Annotated in this window: 17 protein-coding genes; 5 read left to right on the top strand and 12 right to left on the bottom strand. The window is 53.5% G+C overall.

From position 1 onward, the window contains the following. Nucleotides 1-2: 2 nt before the first annotated feature. From pilV to murJ, 8 genes are all read right to left on the bottom strand, one after another. Entirely contained in the window at nt 3-473 is a 471-nt protein-coding gene (gene pilV, locus G367_RS22905; protein ID WP_020411444.1) for a type IV pilus modification protein PilV, read from the bottom strand. Next, entirely contained in the window at nt 466-1002 is a 537-nt protein-coding gene (locus tag G367_RS22900; RefSeq protein ID WP_020411443.1) for a GspH/FimT family pseudopilin, read from the bottom strand. Before G367_RS22900 ends, pilV begins: the two co-directional genes overlap by 8 nt. A 324-nt stretch (nt 1003-1326) precedes the next feature. Next, nucleotides 1327-2259: a 4-hydroxy-3-methylbut-2-enyl diphosphate reductase gene (ispH, locus tag G367_RS0102135; RefSeq protein ID WP_020411442.1), complete on the bottom strand. Its 933-nt coding sequence runs from the start codon at nt 2257-2259 to the stop codon at nt 1327-1329. Nucleotides 2260-2313: 54 nt separating this feature from the next. Beyond that, on the bottom strand, nt 2314-2754 hold the full coding sequence (gene fkpB, locus G367_RS0102130; protein WP_020411441.1) for an FKBP-type peptidyl-prolyl cis-trans isomerase: 441 nt from the start codon (nt 2752-2754) through the stop codon (nt 2314-2316). A gap of 6 nt (nt 2755-2760) precedes the next feature. Beyond that, a complete protein-coding gene (gene lspA / locus G367_RS0102125; protein ID WP_020411440.1) occupies nt 2761-3288 on the bottom strand; it encodes a signal peptidase II in 528 nt (175 codons plus the stop codon). Continuing rightward, the gene (ileS, locus tag G367_RS0102120) at nt 3281-6085 is read right to left on the bottom strand and encodes an isoleucine--tRNA ligase (protein ID WP_020411439.1); all 2805 of its coding nucleotides are present in this window, start codon (nt 6083-6085) and stop codon (nt 3281-3283) included. The genes lspA and ileS overlap by 8 nt, the downstream gene beginning before the upstream one ends. Nucleotides 6086-6118: 33 nt before the next feature. Next, nucleotides 6119-7183, bottom strand: coding sequence for a bifunctional riboflavin kinase/FAD synthetase (gene ribF / locus G367_RS0102115; RefSeq protein ID WP_020411438.1), 1065 nt, complete (start codon nt 7181-7183; stop codon nt 6119-6121). 37 nt (nt 7184-7220) lie between these two features. Beyond that, nucleotides 7221-8831 carry a murein biosynthesis integral membrane protein MurJ gene (gene murJ, locus G367_RS0102110; RefSeq protein ID WP_020411437.1) on the bottom strand — a complete coding sequence of 537 codons (1611 nt, stop codon included), beginning with the start codon at nt 8829-8831 and terminating at the stop codon, nt 7221-7223. A gap of 175 nt (nt 8832-9006) precedes the next feature. Here murJ and G367_RS25955 point away from each other — a divergent pair, with 175 nt between their 5' ends. The 5 genes from G367_RS25955 to rpsT all read left to right on the top strand — a co-directional run bounded on the left by G367_RS25955 (nt 9007) and on the right by rpsT (nt 13385). After that, the gene (locus G367_RS25955) at nt 9007-9144 is read left to right on the top strand and encodes a hypothetical protein (RefSeq protein WP_157533299.1); all 138 of its coding nucleotides are present in this window, start codon (nt 9007-9009) and stop codon (nt 9142-9144) included. 161 nt (nt 9145-9305) lie between these two features. Further along, on the top strand, nt 9306-9992 hold the full coding sequence (locus tag G367_RS0102100) for an OmpA family protein (RefSeq protein WP_020411435.1): 687 nt from the start codon (nt 9306-9308) through the stop codon (nt 9990-9992). Between the two features lie 218 nt (nt 9993-10210). Next, nucleotides 10211-10900, top strand: a complete 690-nt coding sequence (gene pdsR, locus G367_RS0102090; protein WP_020411433.1) for a proteobacterial dedicated sortase system response regulator — start codon at nt 10211-10213, stop codon at nt 10898-10900. A 41-nt stretch (nt 10901-10941) separates the two neighbouring features. After that, a complete protein-coding gene (locus G367_RS0102085; protein WP_020411432.1) occupies nt 10942-12975 on the top strand; it encodes an ATP-binding protein in 2034 nt (677 codons plus the stop codon). 143 nt (nt 12976-13118) lie between these two features. After that, entirely contained in the window at nt 13119-13385 is a 267-nt protein-coding gene (rpsT, locus tag G367_RS0102080) for a 30S ribosomal protein S20 (RefSeq protein WP_020411431.1), read from the top strand. Between the two features lie 65 nt (nt 13386-13450). Here the strand turns inward: rpsT and proB are convergent, their stop codons facing one another. The 4 genes from proB to rplU form a co-directional block, all read right to left on the bottom strand. Then, on the bottom strand, nt 13451-14587 hold the full coding sequence (gene proB, locus G367_RS0102075) for a glutamate 5-kinase (protein WP_020411430.1): 1137 nt from the start codon (nt 14585-14587) through the stop codon (nt 13451-13453). A 113-nt stretch (nt 14588-14700) separates the two neighbouring features. After that, nucleotides 14701-15906 carry an Obg family GTPase CgtA gene (cgtA, locus tag G367_RS0102070; RefSeq protein WP_020411429.1) on the bottom strand — a complete coding sequence of 402 codons (1206 nt, stop codon included), beginning with the start codon at nt 15904-15906 and terminating at the stop codon, nt 14701-14703. A gap of 192 nt (nt 15907-16098) precedes the next feature. Beyond that, nucleotides 16099-16356, bottom strand: coding sequence for a 50S ribosomal protein L27 (gene rpmA / locus G367_RS0102065; protein WP_020411428.1), 258 nt, complete (start codon nt 16354-16356; stop codon nt 16099-16101). Nucleotides 16357-16373: 17 nt separating this feature from the next. Then, nucleotides 16374-16685 (bottom strand): 50S ribosomal protein L21, encoded by a 312-nt coding sequence (gene rplU, locus G367_RS0102060; protein WP_020411427.1) that lies wholly within the window; start codon nt 16683-16685, stop codon nt 16374-16376. Nucleotides 16686-16789 lie beyond the last annotated feature (104 nt).

The following is a 16789-nucleotide window of genomic DNA, read 5'->3' as shown; positions in this document are numbered from 1 at the left end:
ATTTACAGCTCCACGCTCATTTCAAAAATCGCATCATCTAAATCAGCTTTACTACCAGCATAATCTTCCCCTGTATGCTGTTCCTTCCAATTGATAGTTACCGTAACTTGCCCCCCTTTACTTACAATTTCCCCTGTCGCGCTGGGTAGGTTATTGGAAAGTAATAGTCCCCACTCATATAAATCCAAGCCTGCCAGCTGTGAGGGTTGACAGCCACTACTGCAATCTGGGGAACTACCAACACTCGAACCTATATCGGAACTATCATAATCCCCCGACTTAAAGCCGGTGGGATTAGCTCTCATCCGCTCAATAATTTCCTGTGCTGCCAGAGCTGCCATATAACGATGATGCGAACCATTACCATTTTTTAGACTCATCATTTGGGTCGAGGCTAATCCCAACAAACCAATTGCGAGAACTAAAACAGATACCAGAACTTCAATTAATGTTGCGCCGCTTTGTTTATGCATTGGCAGACCCTCCGCTGCAGTCAGCAGACTTTATTAGTCGTAATGCCCCAGAAGCTAATAGCTCCAATTGGCGACCATAATCTCCTTTTCGATCATCACAAAGACTAAGTATTAATGGGCTTACCAAGCTACTCTCACCTCGGGCATTAAATGAAAAAGCTACATTTTTCAACGCACCGCTATTTAACTCTGCGGCAAGCGTGATCATTGCTGGATCAACTTCCAAAACCCGCAACTCCGTGTCACCGCTGCCAAAAGCACCATTCCCATCAACATCAATCCAGACTCTGAGGCCATCTTTTACATCACCACCAATTGCCGATACCTGAACTGCACCTCTATGCCGCACAGCTTCAGAACGTGCATATTGCAAAGTACTGCTCAAGTCATTTGTCATTGTTGACATACGATTGTTATCTATAAGCGTGCTAAAGGACGGAACTCCAACGGCGACAATTATGCCTAGCACAGTAACTACAACCATCAGCTCAATCAGGGTGAAACCCTGCATTCCTTCAGGATTATTCATGCTGCTTTACCTTTAAAAACAGGCTTGTGGCCCAGTAGAATCGATAATTTCAATACCAGTAGCTCGCTTCAATTAATAAAGACAAACCGCATCGACTACACACGGCTACACCACTCTAGGCATGTATTACCTTACGGGGTGCTTAGAAGCTAGACGGCCAGATATCAATATCGCTAAACGCTATCTATAACGTATGTATATCAATTTATCATTATGCTTTGAGCGATGGGGTCGAGGGTTTGGTCAGTTGCCGACAGGCGGCTTCACTAAAGCGACGGGCGGGTAGTTAAAAACAAGAGGGCTGAGAAATGGAAGAGCTGCGTATTAACGCAGCTCTTTGGGAAGGGAAAAACGGATGTTCTCTTCGCACCCATCCATCTCTTCGGGCAGATTAGCCCCAAGTTCTTGCAGCCTCGTGATCACTTCTTGTACCAATACCTCTGGAGCGGAGGCGCCGGCAGTGATACCAATGGATTGCTTACCAACAAGCCAATTGGCATCGACATCTGCCGCTCCATCAATCAACTTAGCAGTAGCACCACATCGCTCAGCCAATTCACGCAAGCGATTAGAATTAGAACTGTTGGGACTTCCTACCACCAGCACCAAGTCACTTTCCAGAGCCAGTTGTTTGACTGCATCCTGGCGGTTCTGTGTTGCATAGCAAATATCGTCTTTTCGTGGGCCACGGATGTTGGGGAAGCGTAGCCTCAGGGCGTTAATTACTCTTTCGGTATCGTCCATCGAGAGTGTTGTTTGGGTAACATAGGTAAGATTGTTTTCATCTTTAACCTGCAATCTGGCCACATCCTCTTCATCTTCGACCAAATAAATTGCACCCCCGGTCGTATTATCATACTGGCCCATGGTGCCCTCAACTTCCGGGTGTCCGGCATGGCCAATCAATATGCATTCAGCACCATCACTGCTGAACTTGCTGACTTCAATATGCACCTTAGTAACCAGTGGGCAGGTGGCGTCGAAGACGCGAAGTCCACGGCTTTCCGCTTCCCCCTGCACCGCTTTGGATACTCCATGGGCACTGAAGATAACGATAACATCGTCCGGTACTTCCGACAGCTCATCCACAAACACGGCACCGCGCTCGCGCAGGCTTTCAACCACAAACTTGTTATGTACGACTTCATGGCGAACATAAATGGGCGCACCAAAAACATCCAGGGCTCGATTGACGATATCTATCGCACGATCGACTCCGGCACAGAAACCGCGGGGATTAGCCAGTCGGATTTGCATCTTTACTTCAATACTCTCTAGATAATCAGCTCAGCGTGAAACCCGGCCCAATATTTATTGGATTGAGTCCACCGCAATAATTTTCACGTGGAAATTAAGGGTCTGTCCTGCCAGTGGATGATTAAAATCAACTGTCACTTCGTCTTCACCAATCTCACGAATAACGCCGGGGAGTTCACCACTGCCATTGTCAAAAGACACAACCAAACCCGCTTCAAGCTCAATATCTGGGGAAAAGCTATCACGACGCACCTTTTGCATATTCGCGGGGTTACGCTGGCCAAACCCTAACTCGGGTGGAATCTCAATTTCAGCTTCATCGCCTTCCTTGAGGCCAAATAGGGCTTTCTCAAAACCCGGTAGAAGACTGCCATCCCCAACGCTAAAGGAAGCAGGATCGCCTTTAAACGTAGAATCCACTTCGGTGCCATCATCCAGCTTCAGGCTGAAATGTAGGGTTACCCGGCTATGTTCGCCGATAACGCTATTGCTCATAGTTTATTAAATTTCCGCATTATTTTTTGCTTTATCGCTGTCTTTTTCCGCAAAAAAAAGCAGCTCGATAACCAGCATGGCCGCGCCGATACTGATACCCATATCCGCTACATTAAATACTGGGAAGTGCCAGTTGCCGTAATAAACGGAAATAAAGTCTCGCACATAGCCCAATAAAATACGGTCCCACAAATTACCCAGAGCACCGCCAAGGATTAGCGCCAGGGCACAGGGTTCCCAACGTTTCCTAGAGGGCAGTCGCCATAACCAGATAGTAACCACAACACTAAAGCCCAAAGCGATAATGCCAAAGAACCAGCGCTGCCAACCTCCAGCGTCAGCCAATAAACTGAAAGCTGCACCATAGTTTTCTGCATAGGTAAATTGCAGTAAGCCCGGGATTATCTGCATCGCCGGGCCGTGCATAAACATATCCACAGCCCATACTTTAGTAACCACATCCAGAGCCACCACCACCAGCGCCAGCCAATACCAACGCCAGGGGTGCCCTAGAAGAAGATTGGACTTAGGCATAGTGCCTCACCTCACCTTCGCCAGCTACGTTTTCCACGCAGCGCCCACAAATATCCGGGTAATCACTGTTTCCGCCCACATCAGCACGGTAATGCCAGCAGCGCGCACACTTGGGGTGATCAACCTTACTTACGCTAACCTTTAAACCCTCCATTTCGGTGGCTTCAGCACCGGCCGCATCACTGAGAGGCTGAACCGAAGTAGAGGAACAAATCAGCACAAAACGCAGCTCATTCTCCAACTCCAGTAATTTCTCGCGCAGGTCATCACTCGCATAGAGGGTCACCGCTGCCTGCAGGGACCCACCTATGGCGCCAGCCCCACGCTGTTCCTCCAGCACCTTGTTAACCGCTGTTTTTACCTCGGCAATAGCAGCCCAATAATCCGCCCCCTTACCTGCCTCAACCGGCAGTTTAGGCAATGGGTACCACTCTTCGATAAATACGCTATCGGCATTGGCACCAGGAATGAATTGCCAAAGCTCTTCTGCAGTAAAGCTAAGGATAGGGGCTATCCAACGTACAAAAGCCTGCACAATATGATAAAGGGCTGTTTGAGCAGAGCGGCGCGCGGCACTGTCTTCCTTGGTGGTGTACTGGCGATCCTTGATGATATCCAGATAGAAACCGCCCATATCCACTACGCAGAAGTTATGCAACTTCTGATAAATCTGGTGGAACTGGTAGTTGTCATAGGCAACCAGGATCTCATCCTGCAGGCGCGCTGCCTTGTCGAGAGCCCAGCGGTCCAGAGCCAATAGCTCATCCTCAGGGAGTAAATCTTTTGCCGGATCAAAACCTGCCAGATTGGATAGGAAAAAGCGCGCCGTATTGCGCAAACGGCGATAGGAATCAGCTGTGCGTTTTAAAATCTCATCGGAGACAGCCATTTCACCACTAAAATCCGTGGCCGACACCCACAGTCGTAGAACATCAGCACCCAGCTTGTTAATCACATCCAGGGGCGCAACGGTATTGCCAATAGACTTTGACATTTTGCGTCCCTGGGCATCCACGGTGAAACCATGAGTCAACACCTGCTTGTAGGGGGCGCAATCGTTGATGGCGATAGAGGTCTTGAGGGAGGACTGGAACCATCCGCGATGCTGGTCAGAGCCCTCCAGATACAGATCAGCAGGGAAACGCAGTCCTTCACGGCGCTCCAAAACAGCGTAGTGAGTTACACCTGAATCGAACCACACATCGAGAGTGTCTGTCACTTTCTCATATTGATCGGCGTCATCACCCAGCAGTTCACTGGGATCCAGGTCAAACCAGACATCCATACCTGCAACATCTACCTTCTCAGCGACTTTGTCCATTAGTGCTGGGGTATCTGGGTGCAGCTCATGGGTTTCTTTATTCACAAACAACGCGATCGGCACACCCCAGGTGCGCTGGCGGGAAATACACCAATCCGGGCTACCGTCCAGCATGGCGTCTATACGGGCTTTACCCCAACCGGGTATCCACTGCACGTCATCAGCTGCTTTTTGTGCCTGCTCCAGTAGATCGTTTTGCTGCATACTGATAAACCACTGGGGCGTCGCGCGGTAGATCAGTGGGGTCTTGGTACGCCAACAGTGCGGATAGCTGTGCTCCAATTTATCCTGGTGTAGTAGTACACCACGCTCCTTTAGAAGGGCGACAATTTTATCGTCAACCTTGTAGACATGCTCACCGGCAAACAACGGCACACTATCGCGATATACACCGTTATTATCGATGTAATTGAGAGTCTCGATACCATAGCGCTTACCCACCTGGAAGTCGTCCGGCCCGTGATCCGGTGCCGTGTGTACACAGCCGGTACCGGCATCCGTTGTAACATGATCACCAAGGACGATCGGCAGTAACTTATCGTAAAAGGGGTGATGTACTTTCAAGTGCTCCAGAGCCGCACCGCGGATACGACCAACCACCTCACCCTTCAAACCGGCACGGCTCAGTACAGTTTCCTGAAGGGCTTCAGCAACCAGCAGACGGCGATCGCCAGTCTGAACAACCACGTATTCCAGCTCAACATTCACAGAAACAGCCTGGCTCGAAGGCAGGGTCCAAGGTGTCGTTGTCCAGATAACCACAGATAAAGGACCGTCACCGGCATGGCCTCCGGCGGCGTCCGCAATAGCCAGGGCGGCCTCTTCACTCACTGGGTAGCAAACATCAATGGAGTAGGAAGTTTTATCCTGGTATTCCACTTCCGCTTCTGCCAGGGCTGAGCCACCCACAACACTCCAGTAGACAGGTTTGAAGCCGCGTGCCAAATGGCCGTTCTTCACCACACGTCCGAGGGCGCGGATAATATCGCCCTCAAATTGAAAATCCATAGTGCGGTAGGGGTTATCCCACTCGCCGAACACCCCCAGGCGAATGAAATCTTTCCTCTGCCCTTCCACCTGTTTGGCAGCGTACTCGCGGCACTTTTGGCGGAAAGTCTTAAAGTCTACCTTGGTGCCGGCCTTACCAATTTTTTTCTCTACCCTGTGCTCGATCGGCAGGCCGTGACAATCCCACCCCGGAACATAGGGAGCATCAAAACCACTCAAGGTTTTCGACTTGATAATAATGTCTTTGAGAATTTTGTTGACTGAGTGACCAATATGGATGTCACCATTCGCATAGGGAGGGCCATCGTGCAGAATAAACTGTTCACGCCCGGCACGTGCCTCGCGAATTTTTTCATAGAGCTTATTGTCCTGCCATTTTTTCAGAATTGCCGGCTCACGCTGCGGCAGGTTGCCACGCATGGGAAAGTCGGTCTCAGGCAAATTCAGGGTCGCTTTATAATCAGTCATTGGGTGTCTACTTCAGCTCTAGTAGAAAATAAATTATTTCTTGTCAGTTTTTCGGGGGTTTTGCTCGAACCAACACTTGGCATTATCAATATCCTCGGCAATGCGGGCCTTGAGGATATCCAGAGAGGCAAATTTTTCCTCATCGCGCAATTTATGGCAGAACTCTACCGCCAATTCACGACCATATAGATCGCCACTAAAGTCGAACAGGTTAACCTCCAGTAGCGGCCTGGCACCTTCACCTTCGACTGTCGGGCGGAAGCCTACGTTCGCTACGCCATCCAGTTCCGTATATCCACAGGCCATATCTCTACCGTCAGTGGCAGTGGTACGAACCGTATAAACTCCCACCAATGGGGAGCGGTAGCGGCGCAAGCGGACATTGGCTGTAGGCGCGCCCAACTGACGTCCCAGGGCGCGACCTGGGGCAACCCGGCCGGTAATCCGGTAGGGTTTGCCCAGTAGTGCCTGTGCCAGCTCAAAATCCCCCCGCTGCAGGGCCTCACGGATGCGGGTGCTGCTAACCCGGGCCCCACGTATTTCCAAGGTTGCCGTATCTTCAACGGTAAACCCGTGCTGCTCCCCCATTTTTTGTAACAGAACATAATCGCCACTGCGATCGCAGCCAAAACGGAAATCATCGCCAACTACCAGGTGGCGAATGTCCAGTCCGTCGAGCAGTATATGCCGGACAAATGCCTCGGCGCTGAGGTTGCGCAGGGTTTCATTAAACTGAAGACACAGAACTCGGTCGACACCAGCCTCGAATAGCGCCAGCACTTTTTCCTTAAAACGCATCAGTCGCGCGGGGGCTTTATCGCTAGAAAAAAATTCGTGGGGTTGAGGCTCGAAAATAATCGCCACTGAGGGCAGACCTTGTTCCAGCGCACGCTGCCCTAACTGCGAAATTATTGCCTGGTGACCGAGATGCACACCGTCGAACGAGCCGATCGTCGCCACGCTTCCCCGGTGGCGGGGGCGCAGGTTGTGCAACCCGCGGATTAGTTCGCGCTCCTGGGCCAAAACGATCTTCCCATCCTCACAAAATCGAGCCGCACAGTATAGCGGATTCCCACTTGGCGGCCAGTGGTCGCTCATATTTACCGCCGGACAAAGACATTTACGCCTGAAGACCTTAACTCGTCGCGCGGAAATGGCGCGGGCGCAAGCCCGATGCAAGCAGCACCAGGAGATAAGTCAGGCCTCCAGCCGCAACCAACAGGCCCATACGCCAAGCCCTAGTAAACCAACCCCACTCACTCCAACCGCTCCAGAAATGCAGCACCCCGAGCAATACTGCCACCATGAGCAGATTCGCTACTACAAGGCGCAACAAATAACCCACCCAACCGGCTTCAGGGGTATAGACGTCATCCCTGCGCAGCCCCTTGTACAATAGCCAAGCATTAATAGCCGCCTGGCAGGCAGTGGCAAGGGCCAGCCCCATATGACCCAGCTTGAAATAGTGATTCAGCGGAATGACAAATAAGAGGCTCAAAACCATCTTGGCCGAAATCGCAATTAACCCAAAACGAACTGGAGTATAAGTATCCTGGCGTGCAAAGTAGCCGGGTGCCAAAACTTTGATCAACATAAAGGCCAAGAGCCCCATGGCATAGGCGCGCAGGGACCAAGCCGCCATCTGCATATCTCGCGGTTGCATCTCTCCGTATTGGAACAGCGTGGTCAGCAAGGGCTCAGCCAGTACAATCAGGGCTACTGCCGCAGGCAGGGAGATCAGAGTGACGCTGCGTAATGCCCAGTCGAGGGTGTGTCGAAAACGGCGAGGGTCCCCATCACTGTGCTGGCGCGAGAGATTCGGCAGTATCACCGTGGCCACGGCAACCCCAAATACTCCCAGAGGCAATTCTGTAAGGCGGTCAGAAAAGTACAACCAGGATACACTGCCGCTGGGAAGGAATGACGCGAGCAGTGTATCCAAAACCAAACTGATCTGGGTAACCGAAACCCCAAATATGGCCGGAGCCATTAGGCGCAGGACCTTGCGCACCCCGGGATGACTCCAATCCCATTTGGGTCTTGGCAGCAAACCCTCTCGGGCCAGGAAAGGCAACTGGAACAGTAGTTGCACAACTCCAGCCACAAACACCCCCCAGGCAAGCGCCAAGATTTGCGGATCAAACCAGGAAGTGGCCACCGTCGCAGCCCCGATCAATACCAAATTCAACATTACCGGAGTCAGTGCTGGAATCGCAAAACGGTCAAAGGTATTCAGGATTGCGCCGGTAAATCCGGCGAGGGAAATCAGCATCAGGTAGGGAAAAGTAATCTGTAACATATCTGCAGCTAGATCGAACTTCTCCCGCTCACTGCCGTCCCACCACCAACCAAAAGCAAAAATACCCGTCACTATTGGCGCGAACAGCACCCCAAACAGGGTCACTAGCAGCAGCACTCCACCCAGAGCACCGGCAACCCTGTCGTTCAGCTCCCTTGCCGCCGCTACTCCCCCTTTTTGGCGGTATTCAGCTAGTACTGGCACAAACGCCTGGGCAAATGCCCCCTCAGCAAACAGGCGACGAAAGAAGTTGGGAATTTTGAAAGCGACAAAGAAGGCATCGGCGGCATCTCCCGCCCCAGCAAAGCGGGCCAGAGCCATATCCCGCGCCAGACCGGCAATCCGTGACAGCATTGTCGCAGCGCCAACCACTGAGCTACCACGCAGCAGTCGCGAGGCGCCAGATTTTTCAACGGGTTGCTGCTGAACAGGGGGCTGCTGGGACAAAACTTCAACTCCTGGCAATAGGTAGGATCATTTGGACGGCAAGTCTACCGCAATTCAACAGTAACTTTGGAAGATCAGGAGGAGTCCGCGGCCCTACGACATAGTGCCTGCGAGCCTATACTAGCAATGAGCTAGTCACGCGTCCCACGGATCAGGTGGCGCGGGGAGATAAAGGATGACCATTAACGCTTTAATTATTGCTCTGGCACTGGCGATTGTGCTCTATATAGCAGTGATGCGCGGTCCCCGTCCCCGGCGAGTCCGAGTTCGAGTGGATTCACCTCGCGACCGGCGCTACCGTCGCCTGCTGTAACTGGCCACTTGGCCACCTGCCACATTTCGCCATATTTGCTCTGCAGTTTGCCACTGCAGCGCCACGCCAGCGCCTCCATGAGGCTTTTTAATAACACTCAAACGGGCCGGGAACACCCCGACCCCAACGAGTAAGAAAAAAAGCCCCCAAGGAGAAAAGCAATGAAAAAAGCGTTATTGGTAGCAGCCCTGACTTCCCTGATCGCTTCCGGTGCCCAGGCAAAGGAACACAATGAATCAAATCTGACCCCGGCCAAACAGGCCACGGTCTTTACTTCAGCAGCGGTTGCCGGCGCAGCCGTTGGTGGACCGGTTGGATTTATCGCTGGAGCACTCGGCGGGGCTTGGCTCGGCGAGCAGATCAAGCAAGCAGACGAGGCAGATATGCTGGCAACACAACTGACAGAGAGCCGTGCAGGGCTCAGCAACCTGGCACAGCAATTGGATGCGGCTCGACTGTCCGCGAACGATGCCAGCCAACTGGCACTGGATTCCCTCCAATTCCAAATGCTGTTTACCACCGGAGAAGACGAGCTTCAGGAGGGCCAACTCCAACAATTGGGTGCCATGGCCGATTTCCTCAAGCGCCACCCGCACCTGCAAATTCAACTGGAGGGCCATGCCGACCCTCGGGGTAGTGATGGCTACAACAACGTGCTGTCAGACCAGCGCGCCCTGAGTGTGGAACAGGCTCTGGTATCTCTGGGTATCGACGCCTCCCGTATAAATCGCCGCGCTATGGGCTCCACTTATTCCCAGGCGACTCGCGGCGATGTAGATGCCTATGCGATGGAACGCCGGGTAGACATCCGTTTCTCTATGCCGGAATCTGTTGCCGGCAGTTTCTGAACCTGCATCGGCGGGCCCTAGCGGACTGTAAATCCGCTATCGTAAGTCAAGATATAAAATGCACTGGTATCAGGTGGGCGGATTACAAATACGCTCACCTGCCCCCCTCCAAAGAAACCCTGTTGTGCTTGCGGGCGATCTGCGCCCGCCTTTTTGCCAATAACCCGCAATTTCGTGCATGATTCTCAACCATAAAAAGGAAGCAGCCGGAATCAGCCATGAGTGCAACTATCGCCATTGTCGAAGACGAACGCGTTATCGCCGAAAATTATCGCGACGCTCTGCGCCGCAGCGGTTATCGGGTCGATCTCTATAGTGCGAGAGCTGAGGCTATGGATGCCTTTCGCCAGCGTTTGCCGGACCTCGCTGTGATCGATGTCGGCCTAGGCAGCGAAGTGGAGGGTGGGTTCGAACTGTGCCGCGAGTTACGAGCCATGGCACCTAGCCTGCCAATCCTGTTCCTTACAGCCAGAGATTCGGAGCTGGATATTATCTCCGGGCTGCGCCTCGGTGCCGACGATTACCTGACCAAGGATATTTCTCTGCCGCACATGCAGGCACGCATCAACGCGCTGCTACGCCGGGTGAGTGTTCTGCGAGACCAAGGTGATCAAGGGGAGAGCCTGACCCAAGGTAAATTGGATCTGGATATATCCAGGCTTCACTGCCACTGGGATGGACAGCCAGTAGACCTGACCGTTACTGAATTCTGGATAGTTCACGCACTGGCTAAGAGACCCGGGCACGTCAAGTCGCGCAACCAACTTATGGAAGCTGCGCGAGTGGTTCTGGATGACAACACCATCACGTCTCATGTGAAGCGTATTCGCCGCAAGTTCCAGACCCTGGACGGAGAGTTCAACTCCATTGGCACTGCCTACGGTATGGGTTATCGCTGGCAACTTTAATAATTTTGGCCTCGGCGCATAAGATTTAAAGAGCACCGCCCATGAAGCTTCGCCGCCAACTCCTGCTTGTCAGCCTTGTCGCCCTGGCCCTTCCATGGGCCGGCTGCCAGTATCTGCGCCAAGTGGATGCGGCCCTGGCGCAGGGACAGTTACAGGCACTAGAAGCGACCGCCGCGGCAATTGCCGCCCGTTTAGCCAGTGCACCGCAGTTGATTGCCCCTGATCCCCTGCGCCACGCTCGCCCTCCTGGCGCTCAACTCTACCTAAACCCGCTTTCACAGCCCCCGATGGTCGATGGCTATGGCGATGACTGGCGCCCCTTGGGCCTGAAACCCAGAGAGCTACTCGACGAAAAGCTTAACCCGCTGGCACAGGTAACCTTCGGGCAATATAGCGAACAGGTTTTCATGCTTCTGACTGTCAGTGACTCCACGCCGGCTTACCGCGACCCCCGAACCGGCCTGCTGGCCGGTGGTGATACTGTCGAACTATTCACTGGTGGCCGGCATTACATATTGCCAGTGGCAAGCCGGGGCACCACAAGCGCCATGTGGCATAATCCAAGAGAGGGGCGATACGAACGTGAGCTGCGCCTGCGCGGACGCTGGACCTCCTCTCCTGATGGCTACCAGCTCGAATTAACCCTTCCCTACGATCTAACTCAGGGAGGCCTTTCAATTCGCATCCTGGATCGCAACCGCAGTGACGGTGTAGCGCCTGTTCGCAGTTCCAGCACATTGCCCTCCGATGGACAGCCCGGTCGCCTGACAGCCCCCCTGCCTCAACTACAGGCCGAGCTGGATCATTTTGCCCGCCCGAGTCTGCGCCTAGCCGTAGTGGATAACGAAGGATTCCTTCTCGCAAGCAGCGGGCATCTGCAGCCAGAGCCCTCCGAGAAGGTAACCACCACTCCCTGGTTGCGCAGCTGGATTTACCGCAAGTTATTGGCGCGAGAAACTTTACCGCCACTACCTGTGGATAGGTTGCCATTGAGTCATGCACCTAACCGCGATACCGAAGAGCAGTGGTTTGGCGGTCCCCTACAGTCACGCATTGGTGTTGTCAGCGTCCCGGTTGTCACTCGAGCCGACGAAGTAATCGAGCGACCAATGCTAGGTCGGGTATTGGTGCTTCAATCCGGCGAAGCCATACAGTCCATGACAGAGGGCGCTGCCCACCGGCTTTGGCTGATTAGCTGTGCTGCCGCAGCCACTGCATTGATGTTTCTACTTGGCTATGCCAGCTGGCTATCCTGGCGTATACGCAAACTGAACCGCGCCGCACGCCACGCCGTAGACGCAAGCGGCAAGTTGCGCGGTAACTTCCCTCATTCAAAGGCCAGCGATGAGCTGGGCGCCCTAAATCGCGCCTTTGCCAGCCTGCTCGGTGAACTGGACCAATATCATCAGTACCTGCGCACATTAGCCAGCAAGCTCTCACATGAGCTGCGCACACCCCTGGCTGTAGTTCGCTCTTCCCTGGATAACCTTTCTGCTGGCGAACTGGATTCCCACAGCCGCCGCTACGCTGAGCGCGCATTAGACGGCAGTGAACGCCTTTCCAGCATCCTCAACAGCCTCTCTGCCGCGAGCAACCTCGAGGCCAGTATCCATCAAGCTGAGCGCGAAACGTTTGATCTCGCCGACCTCCTTGAAGTTATGGTCCAGTGTTATGGCGATGCTCACCCTAAACACCACTTCACGCTGGATAAGCCCCCGGGAGAGTTACACTGTCACGGCGCCCCGGAGTTACTTGCGCAACTACTGGACAAACTGGTAGACAATGCCTGTAGCTTCGCCCCGGAAGGCAGTGATATCCACTTGTCCGCTCACACATATGATGACAGTTATCTGATCACGGTGAGCAATGATGGCCCACTGCTACCCAGCGGCTATGCGCACAAACTATTCGATTCCCTCGTGTCTGTGCGCAAGGATGGTGATAATGCAGGCCACCTTGGTCTCGGATTACATATCGCCAAGCTAATCGCTGACTATCATTGCGGTCGCTTGCAGGCTCGCAACCGCACCGATAACAGCGGCGTAGAGTTCAGCCTTAAGCTACCAAACCGCTGACACATATCAGAGTTTCTAGCCATATCCACAAGACGCAACCGGCTATGGTTGACAAACAACCAACTGTGGGGATAATGTCGCGTCCCGATCGGGCCCCAGGGCCTGTTAGTTACAGATTTACAGATTCCAGACAGGAGCAACCGGTGGCCAACTCACCTCAAGCGAAGAAACGCGCGCGCCAAAACGACAAGCGCCGCATGCATAACGCCAGTCTGCGCTCCATGGTGCGCACCTACATCAAGAAGGTAGTTGCGGCCATCGATGCAGGCGACGCTGAAAAAGCAAAAACTGCATATGCAGAAGCGGTACCTGTTATCGACCGCATGGCAGACAAAGGCATTATTCACAAGAATAAAGCCGCTCGCCATAAGAGCCGCCTGAACGCACAGGTTAAAGCTCTGGCAGCCTAATTCTTTAGGCAACAGACACAAAAAAGCCCCGCGTTGCGGGGCTTTTTTGTGTCTGTCATTTAACTCTAAAGCAAGATCAGATTATCCCGGTGAATTAACTCATCATCATCGCGGTAACCGAGCAACTCAACAAACTTCTCCGATGCGCGACCAAGAATCCTGGCACTCTCACTGCTATCGTAATTGACCAGCCCGCGGGCAACTTCCCGCCCTTCACCACTGCGACAGGAAACCAGATCCCCCCGCTGGAAACGCCCTTCCACTTCAGTCACCCCCACCGCCAGTAAGCTGCCGCCACTCTCGCAAAGAGCTTTTTCCGCCCCGCTGTCGAGCACCAGGGTACCGCGCACCTGCAGCTGGCCGGCGAGCCAGCGTTTGCGAGCTGTTAAAGGATCAGCGTCTGGCAACAACAGGGTACCCAGAGACTCCCCTGCCCATGTACGCATGATTACTTTTTCCTGTGCACCACCAGCTATCACGGTACAGGCACCGGAGCGAGCCGCCAATTGCGCAGCGCGCACCTTGGTAGTCATGCCACCGCGCCCAAGCCCACTGCGCGAATCCCCCGCCATAGCCAGCAAGCTAGGATCCAGGGCAGAGGCCTTCTCGATTAATTCCGCCTGGGGATTATCACGGGGGTCCTCAGTAAACAGCCCATCCGCATCCGTCAGAATCAGCAGCGTATCAGCCTCCACTAGATTGGCGACTAGTGCAGCAAGCGTATCGTTATCACCAAAACGAATCTCATCGGTGACCACCGTATCGTTTTCGTTGACAATGGGCACGGCACCCAAAGAAAGCAGGGTTTTCAGGGTGCTACGTGCATTGAGGTAGCGGGTACGGTTGGAAAGGTCATCATGGTCCAGCAGAATCTGTGCACTGCGTAAATCAAAGCGCCCAAAAGCCTGCTCATAAACCTGCACCAAATGGCTTTGCCCCACCGCCGCAGCAGCCTGCAACTGATGAATAGACTCCGGTCTTCGCCCCCAACCTAAACGATCCATACCTGCAGCGACGGCGCCAGAAGATACAAGTACCACCTCAATACCACGCTGTCGCAGTTCGGCTATCTGCTCAACCCAGGCAGAGATAGCCACGCTATTTACACCTCGACCGTTATCGGTCAAAAGGGCACTACCAATCTTGACAACCCAGCGCTGGCTATTCGCCAGCTCACGACGGGAATCTGAATTAGAGCCCATGCTCCCCCCTGGATATCGCCCCTAAGGGTCATTTAAACCATTTTTATTATTCAGAAGCCCACAATAATTAGAACCTGGGGCAGCTCAGGAGGGACTTTGCCAAATGAGATAACTCAGGGGCGATACTCAATATCGACATCGTGTTCATCGTCATCCCAATCCTCATCATCATCCACATGCTCCCTGGCTGCCTTGCGCTTAGCCCTATGGCTCTCACGCAACTCCTCAATACGCTCACGGGCCTCACGCTGCATCTGGCGCTGAGACTCCAGTTCTGCCTGCGCCAACTCAGGGTCACGGTCCTCATCTTCCTGACGCTCCTCGAGGTAATCCATTAAACGACCACTGAGGATATCAGTGCCCTCTTTGCGGATTGCTGCCACACGGAAAACAGGACCGGTCCAACCCAGCGCATCTACAATTGCCTGGCAACGCTCCTCCAGTTCTACCGCCGGTACCAAGTCAGTTTTGTTCAGTACTAACCAGCGTTCACGTCCAGCCAGTGTCTTACTGAAGCTGGAGAGCTCATGCTCAATAGCTCGGGCATTTTCCACCGGATCAGAACCATCAAATGGTGCCAAATCCACCAAGTGCAACAGCACACGACAGCGGGTCAAGTGCTTGAGGAAGCGAATCCCAAGACCCGCCCCCTCTGCTGCCCCCTCAATCAGGCCGGGAATATCGGCAATCACGAAGCTTCGGTGCTTCTGCACCTGTACCACACCGAGGTTAGGTACCAGGGTAGTAAAGGGATAGTTGGCCACTTTGGGCTTGGCTGCGGAAACTGCACGAATAAAGGTGGATTTACCCGCATTGGGGAGTCCAAGCATGCCTACATCGGCGAGAACCTTCAGCTCCAGCTTGAGACTGCGCACCTCCCCCTCAGTACCATTTGTTGTCTGCCTGGGAGCGCGGTTGGTACTGGACTTAAAGCGAGTATTACCCAGACCGTGAAAGCCGCCCTGGGCAACCAGAAGGCGCTCGCCGGCCTCAGTCATGTCGCCGACCGCTTCGCCACTATCCACATCAATCACAGTGGTTCCCACGGGGACTTTCAGCACCAGGTCTTCTCCCTTGGCCCCCGTACAGTTGCGCCCGCGGCCCGGCTGTCCACTTTCAGCTGCATAGCGAGGTTGATAGCGGTAATCTACCAGGGTATTGAGGGAATCATCGGCTTCCAGGTAAACGGAACCACCATCGCCGCCATCACCGCCATCCGGGCCTCCTTTTTCTACAAACTTCTCCCGACGGAAGCTCAAGCAACCGTTACCGCCTTTACCTGCCTGGACAACGATGGGCGCCTCATCGACAAACTTCATAATCTCTCCACCGCTATAGCGGTTGCCTTATCCGGTACGCGCATCCGCGCACCCCTATCATCATACCAGCCGACAAGCCGCCCCCTGTGGGCACCTGCCACCCTAACTTCCCGTCGCCGCTTTTCTGCGACTTTTCCAACAAAAAAGCCCCGCAATAGCGGGGCTTTTTATGAAGCTTGGGCTAATGGCCGCTTAAGCAGTTTCGATAGAAACAAACTTGCGGTTGTTGGGGCCCTTAACTTCAAACTTCACAACGCCGTCCGCAGTGGCGAACAGGGTGTGGTCTTTGCCCATACCAACGTTAATACCTGCGTGGAATTTGGTGCCACGCTGACGAACGATGATATTGCCTGCTGCTACAGACTGGCCGCCAAAGCGCTTCACGCCCAGGCGTTTACTCTCGGAATCGCGACCATTTCGCGTACTACCGCCAGCTTTCTTATGTGCCATGAGTCGTTACTCCTCTGTTATGCCTTAATGCCAGTGATTTTGACTTCGGTATACCACTGACGGTGGCCTTGGCGCTTCATGGAGTGCTTGCGACGACGGAATTTGATGATTTTCACCTTCTCTCCGCGGCCGTGGCTCACTACTTCAGCCGATACTTTAGCGCCCTCTACAACGGGAGCGCCGATGTTAATCTTGTCGCCATTAACGACCATCAGCACTTTGTCGAAATCAATGGTTTCGCCGGTAGCTACTTCCAGCTTTTCCAGGCGAAGAACTTCGCCCTCTTCTACACGGTGTTGCTTACCACCGCTCTCAAAAACAGCGTACATATTTCTATGCTCCGATATGGACGACACGAAGCAGCGGGAGGACTATTGAGTCACTGCTCCGCATTTCGGGAGCTTGCGCCGTGTTGTTTAACATCTATATTCGC

The sequence above is a fragment of the Microbulbifer variabilis ATCC 700307 genome (assembly GCF_000380565.1).
Taxonomy (GTDB): domain Bacteria; phylum Pseudomonadota; class Gammaproteobacteria; order Pseudomonadales; family Cellvibrionaceae; genus Microbulbifer; species Microbulbifer variabilis.
This window is presented reverse-complemented; position numbering and strand designations above follow the sequence as displayed.

Excerpts from the sequence above, each read along its gene's own strand:
- pilV (WP_020411444.1), bottom strand. The coding sequence starts at position 473 with ATGCATAAACAAAGCGGCGCAACATTAATTGAAGTTCTGGTATCTGTT.
- G367_RS22900 (WP_020411443.1), bottom strand. The coding sequence starts at position 1,002 with ATGAATAATCCTGAAGGAATGCAGGGTTTCACCCTGATTGAGCTGATG.
- ispH (WP_020411442.1), bottom strand. The coding sequence starts at position 2,259 with ATGCAAATCCGACTGGCTAATCCCCGCGGTTTCTGTGCCGGAGTCGAT.
- fkpB (WP_020411441.1), bottom strand. The coding sequence starts at position 2,754 with ATGAGCAATAGCGTTATCGGCGAACATAGCCGGGTAACCCTACATTTC.
- lspA (WP_020411440.1), bottom strand. The coding sequence starts at position 3,288 with ATGCCTAAGTCCAATCTTCTTCTAGGGCACCCCTGGCGTTGGTATTGG.
- ileS (WP_020411439.1), bottom strand. The coding sequence starts at position 6,085 with ATGACTGATTATAAAGCGACCCTGAATTTGCCTGAGACCGACTTTCCC.
- ribF (WP_020411438.1), bottom strand. The coding sequence starts at position 7,183 with ATGAGCGACCACTGGCCGCCAAGTGGGAATCCGCTATACTGTGCGGCT.
- G367_RS25955 (WP_157533299.1), top strand. The coding sequence starts at position 9,007 with ATGACCATTAACGCTTTAATTATTGCTCTGGCACTGGCGATTGTGCTC.
- G367_RS0102100 (WP_020411435.1), top strand. The coding sequence starts at position 9,306 with ATGAAAAAAGCGTTATTGGTAGCAGCCCTGACTTCCCTGATCGCTTCC.
- pdsR (WP_020411433.1), top strand. The coding sequence starts at position 10,211 with ATGAGTGCAACTATCGCCATTGTCGAAGACGAACGCGTTATCGCCGAA.
- G367_RS0102085 (WP_020411432.1), top strand. The coding sequence starts at position 10,942 with ATGAAGCTTCGCCGCCAACTCCTGCTTGTCAGCCTTGTCGCCCTGGCC.
- proB (WP_020411430.1), bottom strand. The coding sequence starts at position 14,587 with ATGGGCTCTAATTCAGATTCCCGTCGTGAGCTGGCGAATAGCCAGCGC.
- cgtA (WP_020411429.1), bottom strand. The coding sequence starts at position 15,906 with ATGAAGTTTGTCGATGAGGCGCCCATCGTTGTCCAGGCAGGTAAAGGC.
- rpmA (WP_020411428.1), bottom strand. The coding sequence starts at position 16,356 with ATGGCACATAAGAAAGCTGGCGGTAGTACGCGAAATGGTCGCGATTCC.
- rplU (WP_020411427.1), bottom strand. The coding sequence starts at position 16,685 with ATGTACGCTGTTTTTGAGAGCGGTGGTAAGCAACACCGTGTAGAAGAG.